Raw genomic sequence first — 21,550 nt, forward strand, 5'->3', positions numbered from 1 at the left:
TGCTAGCGCTTATCCATCAAGCGCTAGCGCCCGATTTGATCTAAAAATTTCACAAAGAACCCTTGGTGGACGGGATGACGCCCGCAGAGCGCGGGTCGCGCTCCAGCGCCGCACGCAACGTGCGCCCGAAGGCCTTGAAGATGGTTTCGCACTGGTGGTGGGCATTGAAGCCCTTGAGGTTGTCGATGTGCAGCGTCACGCCCGCGTGGTTCACAAAACCCTGGAAGAACTCGAACACCAGTTGCGTATCGAGCTGACCGATGCTGCCAGAGGTGAACTTCACATCCATGTGCAAACCGGGGCGGCCCGAGAAATCGACCACCACGCGCGAGAGCGCTTCGTCGAGCGGCACATAGGCGTGGCCGTAGCGGCGAATGCCCTTTTTGTCGCCCACGGCGCGCGCAAACGCCTGGCCGAGGGTGATGCCCACGTCTTCCACGGTGTGGTGGCCGTCGATGTGCAGGTCGCCCTCGCAGTCGATGTCCAGGTCGATCAGCCCGTGGCGGGCGATCTGGTCGAGCATGTGGTCGAAGAAGCCGATGCCCGTGTGCAGCTTGGCCTGGCCGGTGCCGTCGAGATTGATGCGCACGCGGATGCGTGTCTCGGCGGTGTTGCGGTTGACCTCGGCGATGCGGTCGGCCATCGGGTCGGACGGGGTGGAAGGTACGAGTGCGGAGGAGGTCATAGGGAGGCCTGCAGGGCAGCCAGCATCTGCGTGTTGTCTTCGGTGCAGCCCACCGTGAGGCGCAGGCAGTTGACCAGCATGGGATGCATTGTAGAAACGTTCTTGACGAGAACCTTGCGGTTTTTCATACCCTCGTAGGCCTTGGCGGAATCCGCCACACGCACAAGCACCATGTTGGCCTCGCTGTCCCAGCATTTTTCAATGCCGGGCATCTGGCGCAGCGCTTCAACCAGTGTGGTGCGCGCGGCACGCAACTCGAAGGCCTGGGCGGCAAACACGTCGGCGTGCTCCAGCGCAAACAGCGCGGCTTCGCAGTTGAGCACGCTCACGTTGTAGGGCGGGCGCACCTTGTCAATCTCGCTCACAAAGGCGGCGGGGCCGATGAGGTAGCCCAGGCGCACACCCGCCAGGCCAAACTTGCTGAGCGTGCGCATAAGCAACACATGCGCGTTGCGTGCGGGCTCGGCGCGCATGCGGTCGATGAAGGTGCGGCTGGCAAAGGGCTGGTAGGCCTCATCCATCACCACGATGCCGCCTTGGGCACCTGCGGCGTCGATGATGCGCTGCACCGCGCCCTCGTCCCACAGCGTGGCCGTGGGGTTGTTGGGGTAGGCGATGTAGGTGATGGCAGGCTGGTGCTGGGCGATGGCGGCCAGCATGGCGGGCTCGTCCAGTTCGAAATCGGGCGTGAGCGGCACACCCACAAAGTCCAGGCCCTGCAGTTGCGCCGACAGCGGGTACATCACGAAGCCCGGCATGGGGGCGAGCATGGTGGCGCGCTGCCCGGTACCCGGCTGCGCGCAGGCCAGGGCCAGCAGGGTGATGAGTTCGTCCGACCCATTGCCCAGCACGATGCCGTAGCCCTCGGGCATGCCGGCGTACTTGGCGAGGGCAGCCTTCAGGTCCAACAACCGGTCACCCGGATAGCGATTGAGCGCCACTGCGCCCAGGCGCTGGCCCAGCGCAGCCTGCAGGTGCGCGGGCAGGCGGAACGGGTTCTCCATCGCATCCATCTTGAGCATGCCGGTGGAGGGCTGCACGCCGTAAGCGTGCATGGCGCGCACGTCGGGGCGGATGCGGGCCAGGGCCTGGAGGGGAGACGACGCAGGAGTAGTCATTCGGTGGTGTCCAGTTCGTTGGGGATGAGAAGAAAAGGGTTGATGGGCCGCACGGCGTCCAGCGGCTGGTCGTGCGGCAGCGCCTCGGTGAGCAAGTAGCGGCAGCCCTGCTGGTGGGCGGACGAGAGGATGAGTGCATCCCAGTAGCCCAGGCGGTAGCGGTCCTGCAGGTCCCAGGCGCCATCCACGGTGTACGCATCAAGGTGCGGCGGCAGCCACACGCGCAGGCGGCGCACCTGGGCGCGCACCTGCTGCAGCACCTGTGGGCCGTCAAAACGCTGGATCGCCTGGTTGTACAACTCGTTGAGCACTTGCGAGCTGATGCGGCCGCTGCGCGTCTGCCAGCAGAAGCTGACCCATTCGCGGGCGCGGGCCTGGCGGACCGGGTCACGGTCATCCACGCTGGCGAGCAGTATCTCGGTGTCGATAAAGATGGGGACGGTGCTCATCGCAAAAACAAGGTCTCGCGCGGAACGTATGGGCCACTCGATGCGCCCCAGGACTCAAAACCCAGCGCCTCGCGCATGGCCTGGGCGTAGGCGTCTTCCTGGCGCATTTTTTCAGCCAGCCATTCACCAAGCAAGCGCGACACGCTGCTGCCGCGTTTGGCGGCTTCCACGCGCACCCATTCGGCTACGGCGTCGTCCATGGTGACGGTGACGTTTTTCATGGGAGTCATATTACACGAACTTCGTGCAACACGAAGTTCGTGTTGTATTTATCGATACCTTGCCTACGCTGCCTGCCGCTGGCTTTGCAGCATGCGCGTGGCCATGTCGCCCACGGTGCGCAGCGCCGCCAGGTGCGCGGGTGACCAGTCACCACCCACCCCGATGCGCAGGCAATTGCGAAAGCGCCCGCTGGTGCTGAACACGGTGCCGGGTGCAATCAATATCTTTTTCTCCAGGCAGGCCTCGTGGAGCTGTACGGAGTCGAGCGCACGTGGCAGCTCCAGCCACAGCAGCAGGCCGCCGGGCGGGTCGCTCACGCGCGTGCCCTGCGGAAAATGCGCCGCAATGATGTGGCGCACCTCGTCCATGCGCGCCGCCACACCCGCGCGCAACTGGCGCATGGCCGCCGCGTGGCCCGCCTGGGTGATGAGGTCGGCCAGCGCCAGCTCCAGCACGGCCGACTGTCCGCCCGCCTGCAGGTCCTTGATGCCGCGCACCTTCTCGGTCCAGCGGCCCGCCTCCAGCCAGCCCAGGCGCAGGCCCGGCGCCAGCGTTTTGGAGAACGAATCGCACAGCATCACATGGCCCGTGGTGTCGTACGACTTGACGGTGCGGCGCATCTCATCCACCTCGACCAGGTCGTTGTAGATCGCGTCCTCGATCACCGCCATGCCGTGGCGCGCCGCCATCTGCGCCAGGCGTTTGCGCTCGGCCTGTGGCATGCAACTGCCCAGCGGGTTGCTCAGCGTGGGCACGGCCATCACGGCCTTGACGGGCTGAGTGTCCAGCGCGAGCTGCAGTGCGTCGAGCGACAGGCCGTGGCGCGGGTGGGTGGGGATCTCCAGCGCCTTGAGGTGCAGACCCTGCAGCACCTCCAGAAACGAGAAATGTGTGGGCGACTCCAGCGCCACCACGTCGCCCGGCTGGGTCACGGCGCGCAGGCACAGCGCAATGCTGTCCATGCAGCCGCCGGTGATCACGATGTTCTCGGGGTCCAGGCTGCAGCCCAGGCTGACGGCATAGCGCGCAAGCGCCCGGCGGGCGTCCTCGTGCCCGGCGGAGGTGGGGTAGGTGCACAGCAAATTGCGGTGGCGCTGCGCGGCGCGCACCACGGCGCGGCGCACGCGGTCGGGGTTGAACAGCTCGAAGCCCGGCGTGCCGCTGCTGAAGGAGATCATGTCCTCAGGCTGGTTGCGCCCCAGAATGCGCTGGCCCAGCCAGTCCACCGCCACCTCACGCGGACGGCGCAGGGCGCGCGGTGTGCTCGGCTCGGGCAGGCTCACGGGCCGCGCCGCCACAAAAAAGCCCGAGCGCGGGCGCGCGGTGATCAGGCGCGCATCCTCCAGCCAGTGGTAGGCCTGCACCACCGTGGTCTGCGCCACCGCATGCTGGCGCGCCAGCTCGCGCACCGACGGCAGCTTTTCGCCGCGCGCCAGGGTGCCATTACGGATCAGCTGCGCGAGCTGCTCGGCGATCTGCAGGTACAGCGGGGGTGCGTCATCGGTGGCCATGCCGCATTCTGTACTGGCACTTTGATTGATGGACAGTACAGAGGCACGCCAGTGCGTACAGTACAGATGGATCAGTTTGCGGTTCTGTACTGGCCCAAATGGTCCGTGCCTGTAGCTGGCGGTGCGCGGCAGGTGGCCGCACAGTGAAGGCATGAACTCGCTGCACACCCCCACCCCGCCGTCGCCCGCTCTGCCTACGCAGCCAGCGGTCCCCCTCACCCTGCAATGGAAGCGCCAGCCACTGCCACCCCTGCAGGCCGTCCAGGTGCTGGACTTCCGCGCGGGCGACATTGCCCTGCTCGAAGTGGAACAAGGCCGCGTCTGGGTGACCTGCGATGGCCTGCTGGAAGACTATTTTCTGGAGGCCGGCCAGCGCCTGTCGTTCACCGGCCCGGTGCGGCTGCGCGTAAGCGCCGAGGGCCATCGGCCCGCGCACCTGAACTGGGCAAAGCGCCGGGCGGAAAGTGCCGCCTACTCGCCAGCACCCGCAGGCGCATTGCAACCGAAAACCGCTGCGCCAACGCCCGCGCCGGGCGCCCTGCCCCACGGCGCAATGAACGCGATCAGCGGCGCGGCTTGACGGGGGTTTTGAGCCGCATCTCGGCGGCTTGCGCGTGGGCCTGCAGGCCCTCGCCATAGGCCAGCTCGGCGGCGATGGTACCCAGCACCTGGGCACCGGCCTCGCTCACCTCGATGAGGCTGCTGCGTTTTTGGAAGTCATACACACCCAGCGGCGAGCTGAAGCGTGCCGTGCCGCTGGTGGGCAGCACGTGGTTAGGGCCTGCGCAGTAGTCGCCCAGGCTCTCGGAGGTGTAGGCGCCCAGAAAGATCGCGCCCGCATGGCGCAGCAGAGGCTCCCAACGGTGCGGGTCGTTGCTGCTCACCTCCAGGTGTTCCGGCGCGATGCGGTTGCTGATGGCGCAGGCTTCTTCCATGTCCTTGGTGAGGATCAGCGCGCCCCGACCGGTGAGGCTCTTGGCGATGATCTCGGCACGAGGCATGGTGGGCAGCAGGCGGTCGATCTCGCGCTGCACGGCTTCGATATAGGCGGCGTCGGGGCACAGCAGGATGCTCTGGGCCAGTTCGTCGTGTTCGGCCTGGCTGAAGAGGTCCATCGCCACCCAGTCGGGCGGTGTGCTGCCGTCGGCCAGCACCAGAATTTCACTCGGGCCCGCGATCATGTCGATGCCCACGGTGCCGAACACGCGCTTCTTGGCGCTGGCCACATAGGCGTTGCCGGGGCCGGTGATTTTGTCCACCTTCGGAATCGTGGACGTGCCGTAGGCCAGCGCGGCCACAGCCTGCGCGCCGCCGATGGTGAAGGCACGGGTGACACCGGCCACATAGGCTGCGGCCAGCACCAGCTCGTTGCGCTCGCCCTTGCTGGATGCTGCCTGGTCGCCAGATCCACCGGTCGCCACGCTGCCGCGCACGGGCGTGGGCACAACCATGATGATTTCCTGCACGCCTGCCACATGGGCCGGGATGGCGTTCATCAGCAGGCTCGATGGGTAGGCGGCCTTGCCGCCGGGTACGTAGATGCCCACGCGGTCGAGCGGCGTGACCTTCTGGCCCAGCAGGGTGCCGTCTTCGTCGCGGTAGCTCCAGCTCTCGCCCGAGGCTTTTTTCTGCGCCTCGTGGTAGCTGCGCACGCGTTTGGCAGCCGCCTGCAGGGCGTCGCGCTGGGCCTGAGGAATGGCGTCGAATGCAGCCTTGAAGTCGGCCTGGGTCAGTTCCAGCGCCGCCATGTCAGGGGCCGCGAGGCCGTCGAAACGGGCGGTGTACTCCAGCACGGCGGCGTCGCCACGCTTTTGCACGTCGGCCAGGATGTCGGCCACTCGCTGCTCAATGGCCGCGTCGGTGTCGGCAGACCAATGCAGGCGGGCTGCAAAATCAGCCTCAAAAGTGGCCGCAGTGGTTGACAGACGGGCGGGAGCAGCTACCAAAGTCATAGTATCAATCGAAGAAAAAATTCAATTCTTGTTGGCCGGAATGGCCGCAGCAAACGCATCAATGATGCGGCGCAGCGGCGCCTGCTTGAGCTTGAGCGCGGCCTGGTTGACCACGAGGTAGGAGCTGATGTCCATGATGCGTTCGACCTCCACCAGGTGGTTGGCCTTGAGCGTGTTGCCGGTGGAAACCAGGTCGACGATGGCGTCGGCCAGGCCGGTCAGCGGCGCCAGCTCCATGCTGCCGTAGAGCTTGACCATGTCCACGTGCACGCCCTTGCTCGCGAAGAAGTCGCGGGCGATGCTGGTGTATTTAGTAGCCACGTTCAGGCGCGAGCCCTGCTTGACGGCGCGCTCGTAGTCGAAGTCGTTGCGCACAGCCACGCTCACACGGCACTTGGCGATTTGCAGGTCGAGCGGCTGGTACAGGCCCTGGCCACCGTGTTCGATAAGGGTGTCCTTGCCGGTCACGCCGATGTCGGCGCCGCCGTATTGCACGTAGGTGGGCACATCGGTGGCACGCACCAGCACCACACGCACGTTGGGTTGGTTGGTGGGCAGAATGAGTTTGCGCGATTTTTCGGGGTCTTCCAGCACCTCGATGCCAGCGGCGGCCAGCAGGGGCAGGGTTTCGTCGAAGATGCGGCCCTTGGAAAGCGCCAGGGTGATCATGTTGCTGCTGCTCATGCTTTTACTCGCTCGATGTCCGCGCCGATGCCGCGCAGTTTGGCTTCCATGCAGTCGTAGCCCCGATCCAGGTGGTAGATGCGGTCCACCACGGTTTCGCCGTCGGCCACCAGGCCCGCGATGACCAGGCTGGCCGAGGCGCGCAGGTCAGTGGCCATCACGCTGGCGCCCGACAGGCGGCTGGACGTGGTGCCCAGGCCTTCGATCACGGCCACCTTGCCATCGACCTGGATCTTGGCACCCAGGCGCACCAGCTCATTGACATGCATGAAGCGGTTTTCAAATATTGTTTCGGTCACCGTGGCCGTGCCCTGGGCGATGCAGTTGAGCGCCATGAACTGGGCCTGCATGTCAGTGGGGAAGCCTGGGTATTCGGTGGTGCGAAAGCCCTGAGCCTTGAGCGTGGCGCCGCCAGGGCTTTGCACGCGGATGCCACCTTCAACCGCCTGCACCTGGGCACCGGCCTCACGCAGCTTCTCGACCACGGCGTCGAGGTGGTCGGCGCGCCCGTGGCGCAGCAGCACGTCGCCACCCGCCGCAGCCACGGCGCACAAGAAAGTGCCTGCCTCAATGCGGTCGGCCACCACGCGGTGGGTGCAGCCGTGGAGCTTGTCCACGCCCTGGATGCGGATGCGGCTGGTGCCGTGGCCTTCGATCTTTGCGCCCATGGCGATCAGCATCTCGGCCAGGTCGGAAATCTCGGGCTCTTGCGCAGCGTTTTCGAGCACTGTCTCGCCCTCGGCCAAGGCGGCGGCCATGAGGAAGTTTTCGGTGCCCGTCACCGTGACCATGTCGGTGGTGATGCGCGCGCCCTTCAGGCGCGTCCAGCCTGCGGGCAGCTTGGCGATCATGTAGCCGTGCTCGACCACGATCTCGGCGCCCATGGCGGCCATGCCCTTGATGTGCTGGTCGACTGGGCGCGAGCCGATGGCGCAGCCGCCGGGCAGCGACACCGTGGCCTCGCCAAAACGCGCCAGCAGCGGGCCCAGCGCCAGCACCGAGGCGCGCATGGTCTTGACCAGCTCGTAGGGGGCCTCAGGCGTGTTCAGACCGCTGGCGTCAATGCGCACCGTGCCGTCGTCGGCGCGCTCTGCAGTCACGCCCATGTTGCGGATGAGCTTGAGCATGGTGCTCACATCCTGCAGCTGGGGCACGTTGAGCAGGGTCACGGGCTCGGCCGTGAGCAGCGCCGCGCACAACTCCGGCAAGGCGGCGTTCTTGGCGCCGGACACCAGCACCTCGCCTTGCAAGCTGCGTCCGCCGCGAATCAGGAGTTTGTCCATGTCAAGTCACCAGAATATGAATAAAAATCGGCTCTAGCGCTTATTCATAAAGCGCCAGTAGCTATCAATAAGTGAGTAAAAGGCTTGCCGCTTTATGGCGCCTGTGCCGCCCATTCGGCGGGGGTGAAGGTCTTCATCGACAGCGCATGCACTTCGTCGGTGTGCATTTTGGCGCCCAGCGTGGCGTACACACGCTGGTGGCGCTGGATGGCGCGCTTGCCTTCGAACTCGGCCGAGACGATGGTGGCGTACCAGTGGCGGCCGTCGCCTTCGAGCGTGATGTGTTCGCAGGCCAGGCCGGCGGCGATGAGGTCTTTGAGTTGGTCAGCGGTCATGGAGGGGCGCTCGGAATCAGTTTCGAATTTTGTAGCCGGTGCGCAGCAGGTGCACGGCGAGAAAGCTCACGCCCAGCCAGGCGATGCCCACGATGCCGAGGCTGAGCCAGGGCGAGGTATCGCTCTGGCCGAAGAAGCCATAGCGGAAACCGTCAATCATGTAGAAAAACGGGTTGAGGTGGCTCACGGCCTGCCAGAACGGCGGCAGCGACTGGATGGAATAGAACACGCCCGACAAGAAGGTCATGGGCACGATGATGAAGTTCTGGAACGCGGCCATCTGGTCGAACTTGTCGGCCCACAGCCCCGCGATCAGCCCCAGCGTGGCCAGCAAGGCCGCCCCGAGGAGGGCAAAGGCCAGTATCCACAGCGGCGCAGCAAACTCAGGCTGCGCAAACGCCAGGGTGACGATAAACACCCCGAGCCCCACCATCAGCCCGCGCACCACGGACGAGCCCACATAGGCCACGAACCAGGCCCAGTGCGACAACGGCGTGAGCAGCACAAACACCAGGCTGCCCATGATCTTGCTCTGGATCAGGCTCGACGAGCTGTTGGCGAACGCGTTTTGCAGCACGCTCATCATCACCAGGCCCGGCACCAAAAACGCGGTGTAGCTGATGCGGTCGTAGACCTTCACATGGTCTTCGAGCACATGGCCAAAGATCAGCAAATACAACACGGCCGTGAGCACGGGCGCGGCCACGGTCTGAAAGCCGACCTTCCAGAACCGCAAAATCTCTTTGTAAAACAGGGTTTGCCAGCCGGTCATAGCGCGACCTCCGACAGGGGAATGTTCGAAGCCGACGTGCCCGACATCACCTGCAGGAACACGTCTTCCAGGTCGGGGCGGCGGATTTCCATGTCCTGCACCTCGACGCCCGCCACGCGCAGCGCGGCCAGGTGGCTTTCAATCTCTGCGGCATCCTGCGCGGGCAGTTGCACGATGCGCCCGGTGACCCGCGCCAACACCGCCAAGGCCGGTGGCAGCGCGGCATCGGTCTTGAACTGCAGCACGCTGCCCGAGGCCGCCTTGAGCAGGTCGGAGGTGCGGTTGAGCGCCACCACCTGCCCCGCCTTGAGCATGGCGATGCGGTTGCACAGGGCTTCGGCCTCTTCGAGGTAATGGGTGGTGAGCAGCACGGTGTGCCCCTCCTTGTTCAGGCGGGCGACAAAATGCCACAGGGTCTGGCGCAGTTCCACATCGACACCCGCCGTGGGTTCGTCGAGCACGATGATGGGCGGCTTGTGCACCAGCGCCTGCGCCACCAGCACGCGGCGCTTCATGCCGCCCGACAGCTGGCGCATGTTGGCATTGGCCTTGTCGGCCAGGCCCAGGTTCTCCAGCAGTTCGTCGATCCAGGCGTCGTTGTTCTTCACGCCAAAGTAGCCGGACTGGATGCGCAGCGATTCGCGCACGTTGAAAAAGGGGTCGAACACCAGCTCTTGCGGCACGATGCCCAGCTTGCGGCGTGCATCGGCATACTGGGCCTGCACGTCGCTGCCCTGCACCAGCACTCTTCCGTGAGTCGCGCGCGCCAGGCCCGCCAGAATGCTGATGAGGGTGGTTTTACCGGCGCCGTTGGGGCCAAGGAGCCCGAAGAACTCGCCCTCTTCGATGTCCAGGTTGACCTGGTTCAGCGCCTGAAAAGGGCCTTTGGGCGTGGCAAAGGTCTTGGAGATGGCTTGGAATGAGACTGCGGGCATGAACCCCCGATTTTACGGCCTGGGGCACAAACGCGCTGCGGCGCGCCCTGCAATGCGCCGCCCTGCCGTACGTCAGTCAGTGCACTGCGGGCAGAAGATCGGCCACGCCGTACAGCCCCGCCATGCTCGCCAGCGCGGGCGGCAGGCCCTGCACGGCGAAGGTCTTGCGCTCAGACAGCGCCTCGCGCCGGCATTCCAGCAGCACGGCCAAGGCCGAGGTGTCGAACACGGCCAGGGCATGGGCATCCACCACCACCGCACTTTGGCGGTGCACCCGAAGCCCCTGCATCAGCATGCGCAGGCAGGCCGTGGCCTGACGGTGGGTGATTTCGGATGGCAGAACCAGCATGGACATGGGGTGTTCTCCGGCTTTGAACCTCTTAGCCCTTGGCGGCGTTGGTCTTGTTGCGCGACACCAGCGTGTCGATCAGGCCATCGATGCCCTTGGCGTTGATTTCCTGCGCGAACTGGCCCCGGTAGGTTTCCACCAACCACACACCGAGCACGTTCAGGTTGTAGATCTTCCAGCCTGCGCCGTCGCCGGGGGTTTTCTCCAGTCGGTAGTCGAGCTGGATGGGGTCACCCCGGCCCACGATCTCGGTGCGCACCAGCACGTCCTTGTCCTCTGCCGCCGCGCGCAGGGGTTTGACCTGGATGCTTTGGTCGTTGACCTGGGCCAGCGCACCCGCATAGGTGCGCACCAGCAGGATCTTGAACTCATCCTGCAGCCGCTTCTGCTGCTCTGGCGTGGCCTGGCGCCAGCCGGGGCCCACGGCAGCGGCCGTCATGCGGCGGAAATTGACGTTGGGCATCACCGTCTTGTCCACCAGCGCGATCACCTTGGCCAGATCACCGTTCTGGATGGATTTGTCGGCCTTGACGGTGTTGAGCACGTCGGCGGACAGGCGCTTGATCAGCGCATCGGGCGCCTCGTCGGCCGCCAGGGCCACCCCAGGCAGACCCAGCGACACACTGGCGGCCAGACCCAGGGACAGGGCGATGCGCCCCAGGATACGTCGGTTCATCATCATCATTTTTTTGGCTTTCATCGGCGCGGGCTTGTGCCCGTCAAATCATTGTGGCGGCCTTGTCCGGCCCGTGTGCGTCGCGGCGGTTGCGTATTGCAAGCAAGTGCAACAGCCCTGCCAGGCGGTCTGGATGCCTTATTGCGGTGGCTCTTCGGGCAGTATGCCGCCGCTGGAATTGCCGTCGTCGCCGTCATCCCCGTTGTTCGCATCTCCCGCCTGGTTGCGCACCTGCAAGTACACGTCGCGTGTAAAGCTGTATTTGTCCAGCGCCGCGCTGTCGAGCACCGCACCGGCGCGCAGCAGGTTGGAGCGCACATCCACCGCACGCAGGGCATACAGCGAATTGCGGGCCGACACCGGGTCCACATAGGACAACGGATTGCCATTGAAATCCACGAGCAGCGCGAACGCATCGCGCACGGTGGAGGGCCCCAGGACAGGCAGCACAAAATAGGGCCCCGTGTCCACGCCCCAGCGGCCCAGCGTCAGGCCAAAATCCTGCCGGTAGCGCTCAATGCCCAACTCGCTGGCAATGTCCAGCACGCCGCCCAGGCCCATGAAGGTGTTCACGTTCACGCGCATGAAGCTGGACGCAGCCGCCTCGCCGCGCAGTTGCAGCACGTTGTTCACGAACGACCAGACATCGCCGAGGTTGGCAAAGAAGTTGCTGACGCCCGTGCGCACAGGCGCTGGCGTGGCCTCCTTATAGGCAATCGCCACGGGTTTAAGCACCAGCGCATCGACATGTTCATTGAAGTTGGTCATGCTGCGGTTGTAGGACTCCAGCGGGTCACGCGGGTCGGGGTTCGCCACCGTGGCGCACCCTGTAAGCAGCAAAGCGCCCAGCAAAAGCCCCAGGTAAACCGCCCAGCGCGAAATCGGAGTGGCGCGGGAGGCCGCGCGCGTGCAATGTAGGTTGTTCGTCATTTTTTGCCACCTGTCCCAGCAGGTTTGCCGCCGTCTTCGGCCTTGCTGTAAAGAAACTGTCCAATGAGGTTTTCAAGCACCACGGCCGACTGGGTGGCGGTGACCGTGTCACCCTCCACCAGGTTTTTTTCGTCTGCACCGGCTTCGATGCCGATGTACTGCTCGCCCAGCAGGCCGCTGGTGAGTATCTTGAGCGAGCTATCTTTAGGAAAACCAAAGCGATTTTCCATCGCCAGGGTGACCCGCGCCTGGAAGATCTTGTCGTCGAAAGTGATGGACTCCACACGCCCGACCACGACGCCCGCGCTGCGCACCGCCGCCTGGGGCTTGAGCCCGCCGATGTTGTCAAAACGGGCCGTGATGCGATAGCCCGACTGGAAATTGAGGCTCAGCAGGTTGGCCGACTGCAGCGCCAGAAACACCAGCGCCACCGTGCCGAGCATGACGAAGAGCCCTACCCAGAGATCGTTTTTGGAGCGTTGCATTGTTGGAGATTCCTTCACCTACCGGCTTTGCCGGCGTCAGATACTGAACATCAGGGCCGTGAGCACGAAGTCCAGTGCCAGCACCGCCAGGGACGCCATGACCACCGTGCGCGTGGTGGCACGCGACACGCCCTCGGGCGTGGGTTTGGCCACATAGCCTTGCAACAGTGCCACAAAGGTCACGGTGAAACCGAAGACCACACTTTTGAGCACGCCGTTGCCCAGGTCTTTCCAGACATCGACGCCGCCCTGCATCTGGCTCCAGAAGGCCCCAGGGTCGATGCCAATCATGAGCACGCCCACCATCCATCCACCGATGATGCCCACCGCGCTGAACACCGCCGCCAGCAAAGGCATGGTGATCACCCCGGCCCAGAAGCGTGGGGCCAGAATGCGCCGCACCGGGTCCACCGCCATCATTTCCATCGCACTGAGCTGTTCGCCCGCGCGCATCAGGCCGATCTCGGCCGTGAGCGAGGTACCGGCGCGGCCCGCGAACAGCAGCGCCGTGACCACCGGCCCCAGCTCGCGCACCAGGCTCAGGGCCACGAGCAGGCCCAGGGCTTCCGACGAGCCATAACGTTGCAGTGTGTAGTAGCCCTGCAGCCCCAGCACAAAACCCACGAACAGGCCCGAAACCGCAATGATCGCCAGCGAGTAGTTGCCCAGAAAATGGATCTGATCGCGCACCAGCCCAGGCCGCAAAAAGGTCGCTCCGGCCAGTCGCACCAGTTGAAAAAACAGGCGCGCGCCCATGCCGATGTCCGCCAGCTTCTGGCGCACGGCAAAACCAACATCCGAGGGCTTGTACCAGCTCATGACACACGCCCCGCGATCGGACCGAAGTCCTCGGCCACCGCCGGGCCTGGGTAGTGGAATGGCACCGGCCCCGTGGGCAAGGCGTTCACGAACTGGTGCACCAGTGGGTCTTGGCTGGCACGCACTTCCTCGGGGGTGCCCTGGGCTGCCACCACGCCCTCGCCCAGGATGATCACGTGGTCCGCCAACCGGAAGGTTTCTTCCAGATCGTGCGAAACCACGATACTGGTCAGGCCCATGGCGTCGTTGAGCTGGCGGATCAGCTGCGCCGCCGTGCCCAGCGAAATCGGGTCCAGGCCCGCAAAGGGTTCGTCGTACATGACCAGCTCTGGGTCGAGCACGATCGCGCGCGCCAGCGCCACACGGCGCGCCATGCCGCCGGATATCTGACTGGGCGACAGGTCGCGGGCACCGCGCAGGCCCACCGCATGCAGTTTCATGAGCACCACGTCACGGATCAGGGCTTCGGACAAATCCGTGTGCTCGCGCAGCGGAAACGCCACGTTCTCGAACACGGACAGGTCGGTGAACAGCGCCCCGAACTGGAACAGCATGCCCATGCGTCGGCGCGCGGCATACAGGGCCTGGACATCCATGCCGCCCACGTCATGCCCGTCGAACAGCACCTGGCCGCTCTGGGCCTTCTGCTGCCCGCCGATCAGGCGCAGCACCGTGGTCTTGCCGCCGCCCGACGCCCCCATGAGCGCCGTGACCTTGCCACGCGGCACCGCCAGCGTGACGTCGCGCAGGATGACCCGGTCACCGTACGAGAAGGTGACGTTGCGCAGTTCGGCGAGAAAGGACGACTCGGGCATGCAAAGAAAAAGGGTTGTGAAAATCCAGGGCCCACCCGCATGGCACCGGCCCGCCCCCAGCGGGATCGAGCAAGAATGGTAGCCGAAAATACAAACATACATTCATGTATGTTTGTAAAGATTGATGTATGGATGCGGGCCTGCAATGCAGCAAGCACCGAGGCAACCCCGGATTGACAGGGTTCCCGATTGTGCCAACAAAGCACCAGAACCGCTGGCCCCGTGGTTTTCCCGCATCGGACGGGCACTTTGCAAGGCATGCCCCCAGAAGAAACGGCGCCCGAGGGCGCCGTTGAATGGACAAAACCTGCCTGCAATCAGCGGGGCAAATCCGAGTAGCCCATAAGGAACTCGTCCACCGCGCGGGCGGCCTGGCGGCCTTCGCGGATGGCCCAGACCACCAGCGACTGGCCCCGGCGAATGTCACCGGCCGCAAACACCTTGGGCACGTTGGTGGCGTAGCCGCCGTCGAACTCGGTGCTGGCGCGGGCGTTACCACGGGCGTCCTTGTCCACACCAAAGGCGTCGAGCACCGCGGCCACGGGGCTCACAAAGCCCATGGCCAGCAGCACCAGGTCGGCCTGGTAGTGTTTTTCGGTGCCGGGCACCTCGATCAGCTTGCCGTCCTTGAACTCGACCTGCACGGTGGTCAGGCTCTTGACCTTGCCCTTTTCGCCCGTGAACTCCTTGGTGGAGATGGCGAACTCGCGCACACAGCCTTCGTCGTGGCTGGAGCTGGTGCGCAGCTTGAGCGGCCAGTAAGGCCAGGTCAGCGGGCGGTTCTCCACCTCGGGGGGCTGGGGCATCACCTCGAACTGGGTCACGCTGGCCGCACCATGGCGGTTGCTGGTGCCCACGCAATCGCTGCCGGTGTCGCCGCCACCGATCACGATGACATGCTTGCCCGTGGCCAGGATCTGGCCCTTGAGCTTGTCGCCCGCGTTGACCTTGTTCTGCTGGGGCAAAAACTCCATCGCAAAGTGGATGCCATCGAGGTCTCGGCCAGGCACGGGCAGGTCGCGCGATTGCTCTGCGCCACCGGTCAGCAGCACGGCGTCGAACTCCTTGTTCAACTGCTCGGGCGTGATGGTTTCCTTGGCCCAGTTGGTGACCTTGGAGCCCTTGCCCAGGCCGTCCTTGGCCGCGCCCACAAACACGCTGGTGCGAATGACCACACCTTCGGCCTCGAGCTGCTTGGCGCGGCGGTCAATGTGCGACTTCTCCATCTTGAAGTCGGGAATGCCGTAGCGCAGCAGGCCGCCCACGCGGTCGTTCTTCTCAAACAGCGTGACGCTGTGGCCAGCACGTGCCAGTTGCTGGGCTGCGGCCAGGCCTGCGGGGCCAGAGCCCACCACGGCAACCTTCTTGCCCGTCTGGTGCTTGGCCGGGCGGGGCTTGACCCAGCCCTCTTCCCAGGCGCGATCGATGATCGCGTGCTCGATGGACTTGATGCCCACGGCGTCGTCGTTCACGTTGAGCACACAAGCCGCCTCGCAGGGCGCGGGGCAGATGCGGCCGGTGAACTCGGGGAAGTTGTTGGTGCTGTGCAGCACCTCGATCGCGCTCTTCCAGTCCTGGTGGTACACCAGGTCGTTGAAGTCCGGAATGATGTTGTTGACCGGGCAGCCGTTGTTGCAGAACGGCGTGCCGCAGTCCATGCAGCGCGCGCCCTGCACCTTGGCCTGGGCGCTGTCGAGCCCGATGACGAATTCCTTGTAGTGCTTCAAGCGCTCGGGCACGGGCTTGTAGCCCTCTTCGATGCGCTCGTATTCCATGAAGCCGGTAGTTTTTCCCATGACGGTGTCCTTGTTTATGAATGCTGTGCGAAGGTCTGCGGGGTCGCCTTATTTGGCTGGCACCGCTTCATTTTTGGGAGCAGCTACCGCTGGTGTAGCGGACTCCTCCAGCACTTTCCGTTCATAAATTTCAGACAACGCACGCTTGTACTCGGTCGGGAAGACCTTGACGAACTTGCCGCGCGATGCCGCCCAGTTGTCCAGCAGCTCGCGCGCGCGCTTGCTGCCCGTCCAGCGGTTGTGGTCTTCCAGCAGCTTCTTGAGCTGGGCTTCGTCGGTCTGGCCGTTGTGCCAGATGGCGCGTGGCACGGTGGCCTCTTGCTCCGAGCCCGGCAGGATGCGCTCGAGCGTAACCATGGACAGGTTGCAGCGCGTGTCGAACTGGCCGTCTTCATCGTAGACGTAGGCGACGCCGCCGCTCATGCCCGCCGCGAAGTTGCGGCCGGTCTTGCCCAGCACCAGCACGGTGCCACCGGTCATGTATTCACAACCGTGGTCGCCCGTGCCTTCCACCACAGCCGTGGCACCCGACAGGCGCACCGCAAAACGCTCACCCGCCACGCCGCTGAAGAAGGCTTCACCCGTGGTGGCGCCGTACATCACCGTGTTGCCCACGATGGTGTTGCGCACTGCGTCGCCACGGAAGTCGATGCTGGGGCGCACGATGACGCGGCCACCCGACAGGCCCTTGCCCGTGTAGTCGTTGGCATCGCCAATCAGGTACAGCGTGATGCCACGCGTGAGGAACGCGCCGAACGACTGGCCGCCCGTGCCTTCGAGCTGGATGCGGATGGTGTCGTCTGGCAGGCCTTCGGGGTGGGCACGTGTCACGGCACCCGAGAGCATGGCGCCCACAGAGCGGTTCACGTTGCGCGCCACTTCGATGAACTGCACGCGCTCGCCCTTGTCAATGGCGGGGCGGCTGCGCTCGATGAGCTTGCGGTCCAGCGTGTGCTCGATGTTGTGGTCTTGCACATCCACGTGGAAGCGTGGCACCTCGGCGGGCACATTGGGCTGGGCGAACAGGCGGCCAAAATCCAGGCCACGCGCCTTCCAGTGGGAGAGGCCAGCGCGCATGTCGAGCAGGTCGGTGCGGCCAATCAGATCGTCGAACTTCTTGATGCCCAGCTGGGCCATGATCTGGCGCACTTCTTCAGCGATGAAGAAGAAGTAGTTCACCACATGCTCGGGCTTGCCCGAGAATTTCTTGCGCAGCTCGGGGTCTTGCGTGGCCACGCCCACGGGGCAGGTGTTGAGGTGGCACTTGCGCATCATGATGCAGCCTTCCACCACCAGCGGTGCAGTGGCGAAGCCGAATTCATCGGCACCCAGCAGCGCGCCGATGGCGACGTCGCGGCCGGTCTTCATCTGGCCGTCGGCCTGCACCCGAATGCGGCCGCGCAGGCGGTTGAGCACCAGCGTTTGCTGGGTCTCGGCCAGGCCGATTTCCCAGGGGCCGCCGCAATGCTTGATGGACGACCAGGGCGATGCGCCCGTGCCGCCATCGTGCCCGGCGATCACGACATGGTCGCTCTTGCACTTGGCCACGCCTGCAGCGATGGTGCCCACACCCACTTCGGACACCAGCTTGACGCTGATACCGGCATGGGGTGCGACGTTCTTCAGATCGTGGATCAGTTGGGCCAAGTCCTCGATGGAGTAGATGTCGTGGTGGGGTGGTGGCGAGATCAGGCCCACACCGGGCACGCTGTGGCGCAGCTTGCCGATGTAGTTGGAGACCTTGCCGCCTGGCAGTTGGCCGCCCTCGCCGGGCTTGGCGCCCTGGGCCATCTTGATCTGGATCTGGTCAGCCGACGACAGGTATTCGGCGGTGACGCCAAAGCGACCCGAAGCCACCTGCTTGATGCGGCTGCGCAGCGAGTCGCCGTCCAGCAAAGGCAGATCGACTTCTACGTTCTCCACACCGATCACGCTCTTGAGCGTGTCGCCCTTCTTGATCGGGATGCCCTTGAGCTCGTTGCGGTAGCGCGCTGCGTCTTCGCCGCCCTCACCGGTGTTGCTCTTGCCGCCGATGCGGTTCATGGCCACGGCCAGCGTGGCATGGGCCTCGGTGGAGATGGAGCCGAGCGACATGGCGCCGGTTGCAAAACGCTTGACGATCTCCTTGGCGGGCTCGACTTCGTCGATGGAGATGGCCTTGGCGGGGTCGATCTTGAACTCGAACAGGCCGCGCAGCGTCATGTGGCGCTTGCTCTGGTCGTTGATCAGTTGGGCGTACTCTTTGTACGTGTTCCAGTTGTTGGCACGCGTGCTGTGCTGCAGCTTGGCAATCGCGTCAGGCGTCCACATGTGGTCTTCGCCGCGGGCGCGCCAGGCGTATTCGCCGCCCGCATCCAGCATGGTTTCGAGCACGGGGTCGTCACCAAAGGCCGCCTTGTGCATGCGGATGGCTTCTTCGGCGATTTCAAACACGCCGATGCCTTCCACGCGGCTGGCCGTGCCGGTGAAATACTTGCCCACGGTTTCCGTGTTCAAGCCGATGGCCTCGAACAGTTGGGCGCCGCAGTAGCTCATGTAGGTGCTCACGCCCATCTTGGACATGATCTTGGACAGGCCCTTGCCAATCGCCTTGACGTAGTTGTAGATGGCCTTGTCGGCCGACAGGTCGCCGCCCAGATCCTTGTGCATCTCGGCCAGGGTTTCCATGGCGAGGTAGGGGTGCACGGCCTCGGCGCCGTAGCCAGCCAACACGGCAAAGTGGTGCACTTCGCGCGCGGTACCGGTCTCGACCACCAAACCCGTTGTAGTGCGCAAGCCCGCACCCACCAGGTGCTGGTGAATGGCCGACAGCGCCAGCAGCGCGGGGATGGCCACTTGTGTGGCGCTCACGGCGCGGTCGCTGATGATCAGGATGTTGGCGCCGCCCTTGATGGCGTCCACAGCCTGCGCGCACAACGAGGCGAGCTTGGCTTCCACGCCTTCACGGCCCCAGTCCAGCGGGTAGGTGATATCGATGGTCGCGCTCTTGAACTTGCCCTGCGTGTAGCGCTCGATGTCGCGCAGCTTCGCCATGTCGGCAAAGTCGAGCACGGGTTGACTCACCTCGAGCCGCATCGGCGGGTTGACCTGGTTGATGTCCAGCAGGTTGGGTTTGGGGCCGATGAAGCTGTTGAGCGACATCACGATGGCCTCGCGGATCGGGTCGATCGGCGGGTTCGTCACTTGCGCAAACAACTGCTTGAAATAGTTGTACAGCGGCTTGTTTTTGCCCGACAGCACAGCCAGCGGGCTGTCGTTGCCCATGGAGCCAATGCCTTCTTCGCCGTTCTTGGCCATGGGGGCCATCAGGAACTTGATGTCTTCCTGCGTGTAGCCAAAGGCCTGCTGGCGGTCCAGCAAGGGCAGATCAGCGGCCTGGGGCGCAGCGGCCTCGGCACCGGCTTCGATGCTGTCGAGCTTGATGCGCAGGTTCTCGATCCACTGCTTGTAGGGCTTGGTGTTGACGACGTTGGCTTTCAGCTCGTCGTCATCGATCATGCGGCCTTGTTCCAGGTCGATCAGGAACATCTTGCCGGGCTGCAGGCGCCACTTGCGCACGATCTTGTTCTCAGGAATGGGCAGCACGCCCGATTCAGAGCCCATGATGACCAGGTCGTCGTCGGTGATGCAGTAGCGCGATGGGCGCAGGCCGTTGCGGTCCAGCGTGGCGCCGATCTGGCGGCCATCGGTGAACACGATGGAGGCAGGGCCGTCCCAGGGCTCCAGCATCGCGGCGTGGTACTCATAGAAGGCGCGGCGGCGCTCGTCCATGGTGGTGTGCTGCTCCCAGGGCTCGGGGATCATCATCATCACTGCCTGGCTGATGGGGTAGCCCGCCATGGTCAGCAGCTCCAGGCAGTTGTCGAACGTGGCGGTGTCGGACTGGTCGGCAAAGCTGATGGGGTAGAGCTTTTGCAGATCGGCCGCAAGCACGGGCGAGGCCATCACGCCTTCGCGCGCCTTCATCCAGTTGTAGTTGCCCTTGACGGTGTTGATTTCACCGTTGTGCGCCACATAGCGGTAGGGGTGGGCCAGCGGCCACTCGGGGAAGGTGTTGGTGGAAAAACGCTGGTGCACCAGGCCGATGGCCGAAATGCAACGCTCGTCCGACAGGTCCTTGTAGTACACGCCCACCTGGTCGGCCAGCAGCAGGCCCTTGTAAACCACGGTGCGGCTGGACATGGACGGAACGTAGTATTCCTTGCTGTGCTTGAGCTTGAGCGCCTGGATGTTGGCGCTGGCCGTCTTGCGGATCACGTACAGCTTGCGCTCCAGAGCATCCTGCACGATCACATCGTTGCCACGGCCGATGAACACCTGGCGCAGGATGGGCTCCTTCTTGCGTACGGTGGGGGACATGGGCATGTCCACATTCACCGGCACATCACGCCAGCCCAGCAGCACCTGGCCTTCGGCCTTGATGGCGCGCTCCATTTCCTGCTCGCAGGCCAGACGGGAGGCGTGCTCCTTGGGCAGGAAGATCATGCCGACGCCGTATTCACCAGCAGCGGGCAAGGTCACGCCTTGCTTGGCCATTTCTTCACGGTACAGCGCGTCAGGGATCTGGATCAGGATACCTGCGCCATCACCCATCAGCGGGTCGGCACCCACGGCGCCACGGTGGTCGATGTTTTCCAGGATCTTCAGGGCCTGCGTCACGATGTCGTGGCGCTTGATGCCCTTGATGTGGGCCACAAACCCGAGGCCGCAGGCGTCGTGTTCGTTACCCGATGAATACAAACCGTGTTGTTGCAGATGCTGGATCTCGGCAGCCGTGGTCATGGCGCACTCCTCATATTTTTTCGCAGGGAGTGGAAGATTAGTGCATTGCAACATGCTTTGGCAAGCATATTAATTAGGGTCGGATTCTATTTAATAACCAAGCAGCGCAGTTTGATATTTTATTAGGGACATATCTAAATTGATAGCAATCTAGCCAATAAAACAAAGCGCAAGGGCTAATTTTCTTCTGTATTTTTTGTACTCTTGGGGCGCCCCGCCTGCCCCTGCACAACCCGACGTGGTGTCTGTTTTTGCAAACCCTCGATGAATTCGGCATCGCCCAGGGCCCACCCGCTCAGGGCCGAAGCCGTGAGCGCCGTCTGCTCCAGCGACCCGATCCCCGTCTGCACCAGCGCCGCATAGGCCGCCTCGCGGGCAAACGGTGTATTGCCCAGCGCCCAGTACAAGGCGTGGGGAGTGAGCAGCCGATCGTTGCGCACGCCGCGCCAATGGGCATGGCTGGACCATGGGTAGTCCGCCGTATTCGCCACCAGCCCTGCCCTCACCGGGTTGAGATCCAGGTACACCATGCAAGGCAGCAGGTACTTGTCAGGCTGTAACACGGTGGACCGGTAGCGCCCCTCCCACAGGGTGCCGGTGCGCCCATGGCGGCGGTTGAAATACTGCACATAGCGCCGCCCCACAGCCTGCATCATCTGCGGCAGCGCCTCGGGAGCCGAAGGGGTGACCAGCAGGTGAAAGTGGTTGTCCATGAGTACATAGGCATGGACAGCCACCCCGTGCCGGAGCGCGTTGTCGGCCAGCAGGCCGAGCATGGCCTCGAAGTCTTCACCATCCTGAAAAATAGGCTGGCGGTTGTTGCCACGCTGGATCACGTGGTGCAAGTGGCCTGGCAGGGTCAGGCGTGGAAGGCGGGCCATGGGCGGTGGTCAATGAATGCGATGCGCGCCATCATAGACCCGTCCCCAATTTCAGAAATCAGCCCGGCACG

At 64.3% G+C, this 21,550-nt stretch carries 21 protein-coding genes; 1 reads left to right on the plus strand and 20 read right to left on the minus strand.

Annotated elements, in window-relative coordinates:
* Nucleotides 1–49 precede the first annotated feature (49 nt).
* From hisB to Q0105_RS14140, 5 genes are all read right to left on the minus strand, one after another.
* A complete protein-coding gene (gene hisB, locus Q0105_RS14120; protein WP_298212770.1) occupies nt 50–685 on the minus strand; it encodes an imidazoleglycerol-phosphate dehydratase HisB in 636 nt (211 codons plus the stop codon).
* A complete protein-coding gene (locus Q0105_RS14125; protein ID WP_298212771.1) occupies nt 682–1,803 on the minus strand; it encodes an aminotransferase class I/II-fold pyridoxal phosphate-dependent enzyme in 1,122 nt (373 codons plus the stop codon). Before Q0105_RS14125 ends, hisB begins: the two co-directional genes overlap by 4 nt.
* Nucleotides 1,800–2,252 carry a PIN domain-containing protein gene (locus Q0105_RS14130; RefSeq protein WP_298212772.1) on the minus strand — a complete coding sequence of 151 codons (453 nt, stop codon included), beginning with the start codon at nt 2,250–2,252 and terminating at the stop codon, nt 1,800–1,802. Before Q0105_RS14130 ends, Q0105_RS14125 begins: the two co-directional genes overlap by 4 nt.
* Nucleotides 2,249–2,473, minus strand: a complete 225-nt coding sequence (locus tag Q0105_RS14135; RefSeq protein WP_063459809.1) for a hypothetical protein — start codon at nt 2,471–2,473, stop codon at nt 2,249–2,251. Before Q0105_RS14135 ends, Q0105_RS14130 begins: the two co-directional genes overlap by 4 nt.
* A 63-nt stretch (nt 2,474–2,536) precedes the next feature.
* The gene (locus tag Q0105_RS14140) at nt 2,537–3,985 is read right to left on the minus strand and encodes a PLP-dependent aminotransferase family protein (RefSeq protein WP_298212773.1); all 1,449 of its coding nucleotides are present in this window, start codon (nt 3,983–3,985) and stop codon (nt 2,537–2,539) included.
* A gap of 151 nt (nt 3,986–4,136) precedes the next feature.
* Here Q0105_RS14140 and Q0105_RS14145 point away from each other — a divergent pair, with 151 nt between their 5' ends.
* Nucleotides 4,137–4,565, plus strand: a complete 429-nt coding sequence (locus tag Q0105_RS14145; RefSeq protein WP_298212774.1) for a DUF2917 domain-containing protein — start codon at nt 4,137–4,139, stop codon at nt 4,563–4,565.
* On the opposite strand, the gene hisD is transcribed toward Q0105_RS14145, so the two are convergent.
* The 15 genes from hisD to Q0105_RS14220 all read right to left on the minus strand — a co-directional run bounded on the left by hisD (nt 4,549) and on the right by Q0105_RS14220 (nt 21,479).
* The gene (gene hisD, locus Q0105_RS14150) at nt 4,549–5,937 is read right to left on the minus strand and encodes a histidinol dehydrogenase (protein WP_298212775.1); all 1,389 of its coding nucleotides are present in this window, start codon (nt 5,935–5,937) and stop codon (nt 4,549–4,551) included. The two genes, Q0105_RS14145 and hisD, sit on opposite strands and share 17 nt — an antisense overlap.
* A gap of 21 nt (nt 5,938–5,958) precedes the next feature.
* Nucleotides 5,959–6,606: an ATP phosphoribosyltransferase gene (gene hisG, locus Q0105_RS14155; protein ID WP_298212831.1), complete on the minus strand. Its 648-nt coding sequence runs from the start codon at nt 6,604–6,606 to the stop codon at nt 5,959–5,961.
* Nucleotides 6,607–6,617: 11 nt separating this feature from the next.
* Nucleotides 6,618–7,904 carry a UDP-N-acetylglucosamine 1-carboxyvinyltransferase gene (gene murA / locus Q0105_RS14160; protein ID WP_298212776.1) on the minus strand — a complete coding sequence of 429 codons (1,287 nt, stop codon included), beginning with the start codon at nt 7,902–7,904 and terminating at the stop codon, nt 6,618–6,620.
* 92 nt (nt 7,905–7,996) lie between these two features.
* Nucleotides 7,997–8,239 (minus strand): BolA family protein, encoded by a 243-nt coding sequence (locus Q0105_RS14165; RefSeq protein ID WP_124510385.1) that lies wholly within the window; start codon nt 8,237–8,239, stop codon nt 7,997–7,999.
* Nucleotides 8,240–8,255: 16 nt separating this feature from the next.
* Nucleotides 8,256–9,011 carry an ABC transporter permease gene (locus tag Q0105_RS14170; RefSeq protein WP_298212777.1) on the minus strand — a complete coding sequence of 252 codons (756 nt, stop codon included), beginning with the start codon at nt 9,009–9,011 and terminating at the stop codon, nt 8,256–8,258.
* Nucleotides 9,008–9,946 (minus strand): ABC transporter ATP-binding protein, encoded by a 939-nt coding sequence (locus Q0105_RS14175; RefSeq protein WP_298212778.1) that lies wholly within the window; start codon nt 9,944–9,946, stop codon nt 9,008–9,010. The genes Q0105_RS14170 and Q0105_RS14175 overlap by 4 nt, the downstream gene beginning before the upstream one ends.
* 76 nt (nt 9,947–10,022) lie before the next feature.
* Nucleotides 10,023–10,295, minus strand: a complete 273-nt coding sequence (locus tag Q0105_RS14180; protein ID WP_298212832.1) for an STAS domain-containing protein — start codon at nt 10,293–10,295, stop codon at nt 10,023–10,025.
* 31 nt (nt 10,296–10,326) lie between these two features.
* Nucleotides 10,327–10,995: a phospholipid-binding protein MlaC gene (locus Q0105_RS14185; protein WP_298212779.1), complete on the minus strand. Its 669-nt coding sequence runs from the start codon at nt 10,993–10,995 to the stop codon at nt 10,327–10,329.
* Nucleotides 10,996–11,109: 114 nt separating this feature from the next.
* Entirely contained in the window at nt 11,110–11,901 is a 792-nt protein-coding gene (locus tag Q0105_RS14190; protein ID WP_298212780.1) for a VacJ family lipoprotein, read from the minus strand.
* Nucleotides 11,898–12,386 (minus strand): outer membrane lipid asymmetry maintenance protein MlaD, encoded by a 489-nt coding sequence (gene mlaD, locus Q0105_RS14195; RefSeq protein ID WP_298212781.1) that lies wholly within the window; start codon nt 12,384–12,386, stop codon nt 11,898–11,900. The genes Q0105_RS14190 and mlaD overlap by 4 nt, the downstream gene beginning before the upstream one ends.
* Nucleotides 12,387–12,422: 36 nt before the next feature.
* Nucleotides 12,423–13,205: a lipid asymmetry maintenance ABC transporter permease subunit MlaE gene (mlaE, locus tag Q0105_RS14200; RefSeq protein ID WP_298212782.1), complete on the minus strand. Its 783-nt coding sequence runs from the start codon at nt 13,203–13,205 to the stop codon at nt 12,423–12,425.
* Nucleotides 13,202–14,020: an ABC transporter ATP-binding protein gene (locus Q0105_RS14205; RefSeq protein WP_298212783.1), complete on the minus strand. Its 819-nt coding sequence runs from the start codon at nt 14,018–14,020 to the stop codon at nt 13,202–13,204. The genes mlaE and Q0105_RS14205 overlap by 4 nt, the downstream gene beginning before the upstream one ends.
* A 317-nt stretch (nt 14,021–14,337) precedes the next feature.
* On the minus strand, nt 14,338–15,816 hold the full coding sequence (locus Q0105_RS14210; RefSeq protein WP_298212784.1) for a glutamate synthase subunit beta: 1,479 nt from the start codon (nt 15,814–15,816) through the stop codon (nt 14,338–14,340).
* A 48-nt stretch (nt 15,817–15,864) separates the two neighbouring features.
* A complete protein-coding gene (locus Q0105_RS14215) occupies nt 15,865–20,598 on the minus strand; it encodes a glutamate synthase-related protein (protein ID WP_298212785.1) in 4,734 nt (1,577 codons plus the stop codon).
* A gap of 176 nt (nt 20,599–20,774) precedes the next feature.
* Nucleotides 20,775–21,479, minus strand: a complete 705-nt coding sequence (locus tag Q0105_RS14220; protein ID WP_298212786.1) for a transposase — start codon at nt 21,477–21,479, stop codon at nt 20,775–20,777.
* Nucleotides 21,480–21,550: the final 71 nt, after the last annotated feature.

The sequence above is a fragment of the Acidovorax sp. genome (genome assembly GCF_027492855.1).
Classification (GTDB): Bacteria; Pseudomonadota; Gammaproteobacteria; order Burkholderiales; family Burkholderiaceae_C; genus Acidovorax.